This window comes from Shewanella marinintestina (assembly GCF_023283845.1).
Lineage (GTDB): Bacteria > Pseudomonadota > Gammaproteobacteria > Enterobacterales > Shewanellaceae > Shewanella > Shewanella marinintestina.
Genome location: NZ_JAKILC010000014.1, coordinates 131027 through 139554 on the forward strand (window position 1 = coordinate 131027; position 8528 = coordinate 139554).

The 8528-nt window shown below is 44.8% G+C and carries 7 protein-coding genes; 3 read left to right on the top strand and 4 right to left on the bottom strand.

Annotation, left to right across the window (positions count from 1 at the left end; genetic code table 11):
• Positions 1–14: 14 nt before the first annotated feature.
• Genes L2747_RS15270 through L2747_RS15285 form a run of 4 tightly spaced genes read right to left on the bottom strand, consistent with a single transcriptional unit; the run spans position 15 to position 4840 of the window.
• Positions 15–560, bottom strand: a complete 546-nt coding sequence (locus tag L2747_RS15270) for a core component of ECF transporter (protein ID WP_248999876.1) — start codon at positions 558–560, stop codon at positions 15–17.
• Complete coding sequence (locus tag L2747_RS15275) at positions 557–1234, bottom strand: energy-coupling factor transporter transmembrane component T (protein ID WP_248999877.1); 678 nt, start codon at positions 1232–1234, stop codon at positions 557–559. Before L2747_RS15275 ends, L2747_RS15270 begins: the two co-directional genes overlap by 4 nt.
• On the bottom strand, positions 1224–2606 hold the full coding sequence (locus L2747_RS15280) for an ATP-binding cassette domain-containing protein (protein ID WP_248999878.1): 1383 nt from the start codon (positions 2604–2606) through the stop codon (positions 1224–1226). The genes L2747_RS15275 and L2747_RS15280 overlap by 11 nt, the downstream gene beginning before the upstream one ends.
• A gap of 17 nt (positions 2607–2623) precedes the next feature.
• On the bottom strand, positions 2624–4840 hold the full coding sequence (locus L2747_RS15285) for a TonB-dependent receptor plug domain-containing protein (protein WP_248999879.1): 2217 nt from the start codon (positions 4838–4840) through the stop codon (positions 2624–2626).
• 444 nt (positions 4841–5284) lie between these two features.
• Here L2747_RS15285 and L2747_RS15290 point away from each other — a divergent pair, with 444 nt between their 5' ends.
• The 3 genes from L2747_RS15290 to L2747_RS15300 all read left to right on the top strand — a co-directional run bounded on the left by L2747_RS15290 (position 5285) and on the right by L2747_RS15300 (position 8091).
• Complete coding sequence (locus tag L2747_RS15290) at positions 5285–6637, top strand: isochorismate synthase (RefSeq protein ID WP_371985632.1); 1353 nt, start codon at positions 5285–5287, stop codon at positions 6635–6637.
• A 223-nt stretch (positions 6638–6860) separates the two neighbouring features.
• Positions 6861–7520, top strand: coding sequence for a 7-cyano-7-deazaguanine/7-aminomethyl-7-deazaguanine transporter (locus tag L2747_RS15295; RefSeq protein ID WP_248999881.1), 660 nt, complete (start codon positions 6861–6863; stop codon positions 7518–7520).
• Between the two features lie 112 nt (positions 7521–7632).
• Positions 7633–8091 carry a GNAT family N-acetyltransferase gene (locus L2747_RS15300; protein ID WP_248999882.1) on the top strand — a complete coding sequence of 153 codons (459 nt, stop codon included), beginning with the start codon at positions 7633–7635 and terminating at the stop codon, positions 8089–8091.
• The last annotated feature ends 437 nt before the right edge of the window (positions 8092–8528 follow it).

Sequence of the window (8528 nt, forward strand, 5' to 3'; positions counted from 1 at the left end):
CTATCGTTTAATCGTTATTTTTCGTCTGTCAGGCTTCGGTGTAACAAGTCATGGGCATCGAGGCGCCGTAATACCGGAGGCACCAGCAGCGCTGCAGCCACTGCAAACATTGCACCTTGTAAGAAATTGATACCAAATTGCACTAGTGCAACTTGGCCACTCATACCCGCAAGCAAGTTACCTATCCAACCCTTACTCGCCCATGCAAGACAGCCAATTAACGCCAAAATGATGCTCTGCCAACGCAAGCTAAATAGACCAGACATAAATAGTAAAGCAAGATCCATCGCCATAGCTGGCAAACCAAACTTAAGTAAAATCATCGGCCCACCTTTGCCGACGCTCAGCATCATGGCGACTAGACCAGCCAATAAACCACATGCGGTGATACTGCCAACACGACCCACTGCGCCGTAACAGATAAGATAAAAGAAGGTCATTAGAAACATTGAGTGGCCACTTAAGCCAAGCTTGAGTCGCAACATACTTTTCAGTACAACTAATAATGTGGCGCAGAAGCCGATAAATAGGGCATCTTGTAAATCGAATGGTGACTTCATTCATCCTCTCTTGTTGCAGGCCAATGGGTTGGTTGATTAACTTTGCCGAAGTGTCGTAACTTGGCTGCTTTTGCCATCTGTTTAGACAGCTTTAATAATTGAATGAGCACAGGAAGCACTACGCAGTAGATAAGTTCAGGCCAATTTTTAGGGTTGCGTAATGCTTTAGGTGTGATACTTGCGCCGCGAAGGCATTGAATGGCGTAGATCTCTTTTGTCTCTTGCATCATGTAAGGCAGCAGACCAATAGACGCAGCAATAACAAACGCCCATTTAGACGGTAACCCCCAACTCAATACCTCGCCGAGACGCTCAGGGCTTTGAGTGCTCGACAGCCACCAGCCCGGAAGCATGGCTAAGAATACCCGCAGCACCACAATCGCACCGTCGAGTAACTGCGCTTCACCATGCAACAAATAATATAGTGGTAAAGTTAGCGCTAGCTGGATAACACCGACTCTAAGCAGTGCAGTGATCTTATTTTTAAGGTACAAACCATGGATAACCAAAATGCCATCCACCAACAGCAACCAACCTAAACCGCTATTGGGTAAGAAAAAGGCGCAGCTAGACAAAACTAAGCTCAACACTAAAGCAAAAGCGCAATACTGTGTTGCAGTTAATAAGGTCCCAAGGGGCTTTTTAGCCCCTGTCGCTGTGCGTTTAGCCCACATTGAAATGTTCTACCTGCCCGGCACCATCACGTAAGACTGCCGACTCGATTAACCAATAACGATCAACAGCTAAACTGGACGCGCAGCGGTGACTAGTTAGCAAAATAGCGCTACCTTTGGCTTTAAGTTGCTCCAATAGCATCACTACTTTTTCAATATGCTGCTTATCAAGTCCAGCAAATGGATCATCAAGTAGTAACACTTTGGGCTGCAGGCACACCAAAGACGCCAGTGCGATAATGTGCTGTTGACCGTATGACAGTTTATGCGGTGAACATTGGGCTAAATGTGTTAAGCCTAGTCTTTGTAAAATCTGCTCGGCACGGCATAAAGGTAATTTAAAGCGCTTCAAGCTGAACTCTAGTTCTGCCAAAACACTTTGCTCAAACAGCTGCCGATTAGGCCGTTGCATTAATAAGCCCAGATCAGCACCATAAATACCAAGTTGTGGCCGCTTACCTAGAACTGAAATCGGCAATGTGGCAGTGTTTGCCTGAATACCTGCAAGGCTTTTGAGCAAGCTACTTTTACCGGCACCGTTATCACCAACCAAAGCAACTATCTCACCGCTATAAAGCGACAATGTTTGCGGACAATTAAATAGGCATTCTTGCTCTAAGAATCTAAACTGATGGGCCTTTATCTTCACCAGACATGCAGACTGTGCGGTAGCTTTATGCTGGATATTCACAGAAGAGTGCTTTGGTTCTGAATGAGTCAAAGCCAAAGCATCTACAGTTAAGTTTGTTGCGGTTAAATTACCGTTTTCTAGATCCCAGAGATAGTCGACTAAGGACGCAAATGCACTAGGATTATGCTCAACCATAACCACAGCCACACCCTCGTGTAACAAGGTTTTAAGCACTGCTTGTAGCTCAGAAACACCATTGTCATCTAGCTGTGCCCAAGGTTCATCAAGTAGTAATAACGATGGTTTAAACACCAATTGCGCCGCCATCATTAAACGATATTTTTGCCCCAAAGAGAGTACTTCCACAGGGGTATCTAAACTAATGTACAGTCCAACTCGTCTTAGTGATTGTTGTACTTTTTCAACCATCAGCTCGGCAGCAATGCCGAGGTTTTCCAAAGCGAAGGCAATTTCTGCTCCTACGCTTTGACGTAATACTTGCACGTTAGGATCTTGCATGACTAAACCGACCAATAATGAGGGATGGCGATAAACCTCCCCCTCATAGGGCCGACAAAGCTCCCCAGCTAATAAGTGCAACAGGCTGGATTTACCAGAACCTGTTGGCCCATTAATACAGTGGCACTCTCCTCGATTAACCACCAAATTGAGATCGTCCAAGATCTCGCCTTGGTGCGAGCCATAGCCAAAGTGAATCCCTTCTAATGCTATGAGTTTCATAATAGTCCCCGAAAGACCTAGATTTGCCAGTTAATACCGATGAATACCTGACGACCAGCTTGCGGCAACGCCTCACTTTGGTCGTAGTTTTCATCGAGTAGGTTAGTCGCTCTTAAATACACTTCTAGCTTGTCATCCATAAACGGCTGCACAAGGTTAAGATCAACTAAGGTGTAGTCATCTAACTGCTGCTCAACTAATACTTTGTTGCCACCCACTTTATGCTGTGCGTAATACACCTGATCCATAATGCGCTCTACGTTTAAGTTAACGCGCATGCTGAATGGCAAGGTATATTCAGCTTGAAAGCGAACCTGATGCTTCGGACGGTATTCCAAGGTTTGCATCGCTTCTTCAGCACTCTTATCTTCAGTATCTAAGAAGCTATAAGAGAAAGTCATAGATAGATCGTCAAAGCTGTTATTTTCTAGCTGTAGATCAACACCTTTAAAACCGTAGCGCCCCATATTCTGGTAAACGCCATCAAGATCTTTAGCAATATAATCTTCAGCATCAGTGTAATAACCAGCAATATTTAGCTCAGTTGAATAACCAAGTTGCTGCAATAGACCTAGTTCATAGTGCTCAGAAGTCTCGGCTTGTAACTCTGCATTACCTGAAGATTGTGCGTAAAGGTTACGCATCGATGGGAAGCGGACTTTACGAGCCATCCCCATGTTGATTCGCGTATCTTCTAATACTTGCCAGTAACCAGATAATTGTGCTGAATAGTCATTCTCAGACTCATTGACACGGTCTTGATCATGGAAGGCACCACCTAGCGTCACGCCATAGTTATTACCTTGGTACTGGTATTCCAGAGCTGCGGTATATAACCAAGATGAATCATCAAAGTTGCCGCCAGAACCGCCGCCGTTGCCGCCACCTGAACCACCGCCGCTACCGCCACCTGAACCACCGCCGCTACCGCCGCCTGAACCACCGCCGCTACCGCCGCTACCGCCGCCTGAACCACCACCGCTACCGCCGCCTGACTCACCGCCGTTGCCGCCACCTGAACCACCGCCGTTACCGCCACCTGAACCACCGCCGTTGCCGCCACCTGAACCACCGCCATTACCGCCACCTGAACCACCGCCGTTACCGCCACCACTTAAAACAGCAGCATCATTGGTCGTTACTGTATGCGATTCCCAGCTTTGCTTTTCAGCGATTAGCGCTGTGGTCAATATGCCTGCGTCATCAAAGTTAGAGATAAACTGTAGGTTACCGCCTTGTACTGTAGAGCGGCCATCTTGCTGCGCTTTAATCGCTTGGTACGTTTTATCTTTGTATTGAGTTTCTAATACGTCACTTTGGTTGTGATAACCGAAACCACGTAGCGTGAACATATCATTAAATTTATGAGCAACACCTAGCTGGAACGTTTTAGAGTTATAGTCATCAACACGCTCAAACTTAACCGTACCAGTACCACGACCATCACGGCTTGGCTTGCCCCACTCACCGTCACGAATACTCATATTCGCCATTAGCTGAGTATTGTCATTTATCAAGTAGCTACCCTGCGCATAGAAGTTATTCAGGGTCTTGTCAGCGTTTTCACGCATATCGCCTTGCTGATACTCGGTATCTTTGTAGTCGCTAGACATCGGCCAACCGTCTGTCTGTTGACGTGAATAGTTCATTAGGCCTTGCCAGTTATCGCCACTTGCCGCGCCGCTGATATCACCATTAAAGGTGTTATCTTCAGCAGCTTCTAAACGACCAGAAATAGCCGGCGCATTGTCGCCTTGCTTGGTAATAATATTGATTACACCGCCTGCACCACCTGGACCATAAAGCACAGATGAAGGTCCGACTGATACCTCAATAGAAGCAATTTGTGCGGTAGGAATTAGGCTAGGGTCAAATTGGCCATCCTCTGCATCGTTAGCAGGAACACCATTAATGAGGTAAATAACGTGACGAGCTTTAAAACCACGAATATCCACGCGAGGTGTGCCTTGGCCACCAGTTCTCACGTAAATACCTGGTACGCTCTTTAGTACTTGATCTAAGCTCTGAGCACCTGACGCTTTGATCTCTTCTTCGTCTAAGCTCCAGTGAGTGGTTGCAGCTTCAGTAACAGACGCACGCTCACCGTGCACAACAATCACCTCTGTTACATCAAGAATTGGATCACGTTCTATCTCATCAGCCTGCACTTGGTAAGCCAAGCTCATTGCTAGCGCTAATGTGGATACTTTCAGCACTTTTTGTTGTTTTTTCATTGAATCTCATCATCCTAACGACATTATTAAGGCTATTTTCAAAAAGCCGTCGTCAACACTCAAGTAGATAAAACAATAAAACAAACTTAGATCGACTAATTTGAACAATGGGAAAAGAACAGCAACCCACTACGCGACAAAATGACCCACCTAATATCCTCAAAGGACAAAAGGGCCAATTAATCTCACATATTTGACTCAGCTTGATAGCGGATAAAGTTTTGAGATGGTGAGTAATTGAAATTGATTTGGTTAAATCAAAAGCATGTCGATTAAATAGTCAGTGAGAGTTCACATAGGCAGAGCGATCAACTTGACACTCTAATCACAGACTATTACTTTGTGGTAAAGATTCTTATTACCAATGTGCGATGGGTGTATCCCGATTAGAGGCAGCTCCTCTAAGCAAGCCCTAATGATATTTGTTTGGAGTACTTATTGACCATCCCTTTGCTGCCTCAAGCTATTAAGTCCTTAACCGACAAATTAAAATCCTTTACGCTTCAGCCAAACAGCGACCCAATAGTACAGCTGTCAGTGGTCGTTTCACCGATCCCAGTAATTGCTTGGCTCGCAGCGCAAACGACCTATCCGCGCGTATATTGGAAAGGCCGCGATACCGAAGAAGAAGTGGCAGCAATTGGCTGCTGTAAGGACTTTTTCTTTGGCGATGACGTTGATGACATTGCGCTATCGCTTGAGTATCAAAAGCAACGTTCACTCACCAGTAATCAAGATATCCGTTATTACGGTGGCGTGGCGTTTGATCGCCGCAATGAAAGCTGGCAAGAGTTTGGTAAGGCACACTTTGTATTACCTCGCGTTGAATTACGCCGTAGCGGTAATGAATTTAAATTACTGGTTAATCTAAATTTTTACGAAAATGAGTTTAACCAAGAAATAGAAAGTGCACTGCTATCATTGCAGGCATTGGACGCGCCTAAGCCACTAGCACCACCTAACAAGGTCGCACTAATGGGCCGCAGCGATAGACCTGACCGTCATCGCTGGAATGAGCTGGTCAATCGTGTCACCCATCCAAGATTTATTGAAGACACCCCAAAAGTGGTTTTGTCTCGCTTAACTCAGTTAGAAATTAATGAAGAGGTAGATCCATGGATGTTACTTGCCTGCTGGCAGGGACGTAACCCCAATAGTTTTCAATTTGGCTTCCAGTTTAAACCTGGTAGCGCTTTTATCTCTTGTACGCCAGAGCGTTTATATCGTCGTCGCCAACGTGAGCTATTCACTGAAGCACTTGCGGGCACAACAATTCGCGGACTAAACCAAGAAGAAGATAAAGAATTGGCGCAAGCTTTGCTCGACGACACCAAAAATAGCCATGAAAATCAACTTGTTCGACAGCATATCGTTAATGTACTTAACCCATTAAGCAATTATGTTGGCGCAGAAGAAACCCCAACCGTATTTAAGCTGAGCCATATTCAGCATCTACATCGCTCTATTCGAGCCGAGCTTAAAGCGGGTGTGAGTGACTTTCAGCTGATCCAAGCGTTGCACCCAACTCCTGCAGTAGGCGGGCTACCTAAAGATTCAGCAATGAACTTTATTCGCCAACAAGAAGGCTATGTAAGAGGCTGGTATGCTGGTGCCTGCGGTTATTTTAATAAGCATGAAAGTGAGTTTGCTGTCGCGATTCGCAGTGCATTAATTGAACCTGGTCGTATCAACTTATTTGCCGGTGCAGGTATTGTTGCAGGCTCTGAAGCTGATAAAGAATGGACAGAACTTGAAAATAAGCTCAGAACTATCTTGTCGATTTTAACTGAACTCTAGTTTTCACCTCAGCCAAATAAAATCAATAACTTAATAATTATCGACGGCAAAAGTTTACTAGCCGTCGAGATTTCCACTTGCTCAAATATAAATCTTCTCTATAATTTGCCGCCCCCAAGCTTGGGGATAAATACCCTGTTATTAACCAAAATTGCAAAATTATAGCGCTAGTCGCTATTGCGGGTTCCCTAACCCCGCCCGATTTATTTAAAAAGGCCACAAGATGTTGATGTTATCGCCAGCACAGCTTCGCCGTGCACTGCTGCTTTTAGCCAGCTTTCATATTGTTATTATTTGCGCAAGCAACTACCTAGTACAACTCCCGTTTCAGATCTTCGGTTTCCATACCACTTGGGGCGCCTTTAGCTTTCCATTTGTGTACCTAGCAACCGACCTAACAGTGCGCATATTTGGCCAACAAGCCGCTAGAAAGATTATCTTCCTTGCGATGCTGCCTGCATTAGTGATCTCTTACTTGATGGGCGCTATCTTTCACCAAGGCAGCTTCCAAGGTGCAGACGCTCTACTGGAATTCAATAGCTTTGTATTCAGAATCGCATTCGCCAGCTTTGCCGCTTACTTAGTCGGCCAACTAATGGATATTTTTGTGTTTGCTAAGCTTAGAGAAACTAAGTCATGGTGGGTTGCACCTTCTGCGTCGACCATAGTGGGGAACCTTATCGACACTATCGTATTCTTCGCCTTAGCTTTCTATGCCTCAACAGATGAATTTATGGCTGCACACTGGCCTGAAATCGCTACTGTTGATTACGGATTCAAACTAATTGTCAGTTTAGGTCTGTTCTTGCCAGCTTACGGCCTGCTGCTAAAGTTCTTACAAGATAAGATCTTACATAACAGCACTCGTGAAACCGCTATTTAACGCTTAACAACAACTGGACTGACCTGTTATAATTTCGCCAATTCGTTCACCTTTCAGTCAATGGTTTGGCTGCTCTATAGGGTGAACCGGCGAAGTTATTGAGAGTTTGAAAATGTACACCATTGAAATTGAAGCCGTAACTGAGTTTACGCCAGAAGTGCTTGAGTTAATCCAAACTGTTTACACCGCGATTCCTGAGTTTGAACAAGGTTACGCTAAGCAAGAGATCAGCCAACGCCTATTGGCAGGCCCAGCATTACTGCTTGTTGCTAAAGTGGAAGGCGAAATAGCAGGCTTTAAACTTGGCTATCAGACTGATGCTCAGGTGTTTTACAGCTGGTTAGGTGGTATTACACCTGATTTCCGTGGTCTGGGTTTAGCTAAAAGCTTACTTGAATACCAAGAGAAGTGGGCTAAAGAGCAAGGTTACCAACGCATTGACGTTAAAACCCGTAACTGCTTCCCTAGCATGCTGAATATGCTTATTAGCAATCAATACCAGATCACCGCTATGGTTAGCGATGCGCAAAACCACAGCCAGAATAAGCTACACCTGCAAAAGCACGTGTAATCATGCAGCTTTGTTGCCTGAGACAAATCTCCAAGTAAATAAAATAAGCAAAATGTGAAAAAGTTGTACGATAAAGCTTGCAAACCTAAATGAGAATGATTATTGTTAACACGCGTTCCAGAACTCGGATTAACAAATAAAGTTCTCATCATCTTTGTTTGCCAATGAGTTTTACTTACAGCACGACATTGCTCACACACTCTTTGTGGCCGGGATTATTATCCCGGCTATTTTTTTACCTGGAACAAAGCATCTCTACTTCTTCGTCACCGATCTGATACTAACGATTGTGATGACAGCATCGCAATGCTCACATACTTTTTAATAGCCGCGGATTATTATCCGGCTATTTTTTTACCTGAAACAAAACATCTCTACTTATTCGTCACCGATCTGATACTAACGATTGTGATGACAGCATCGCAATGCTCACATAC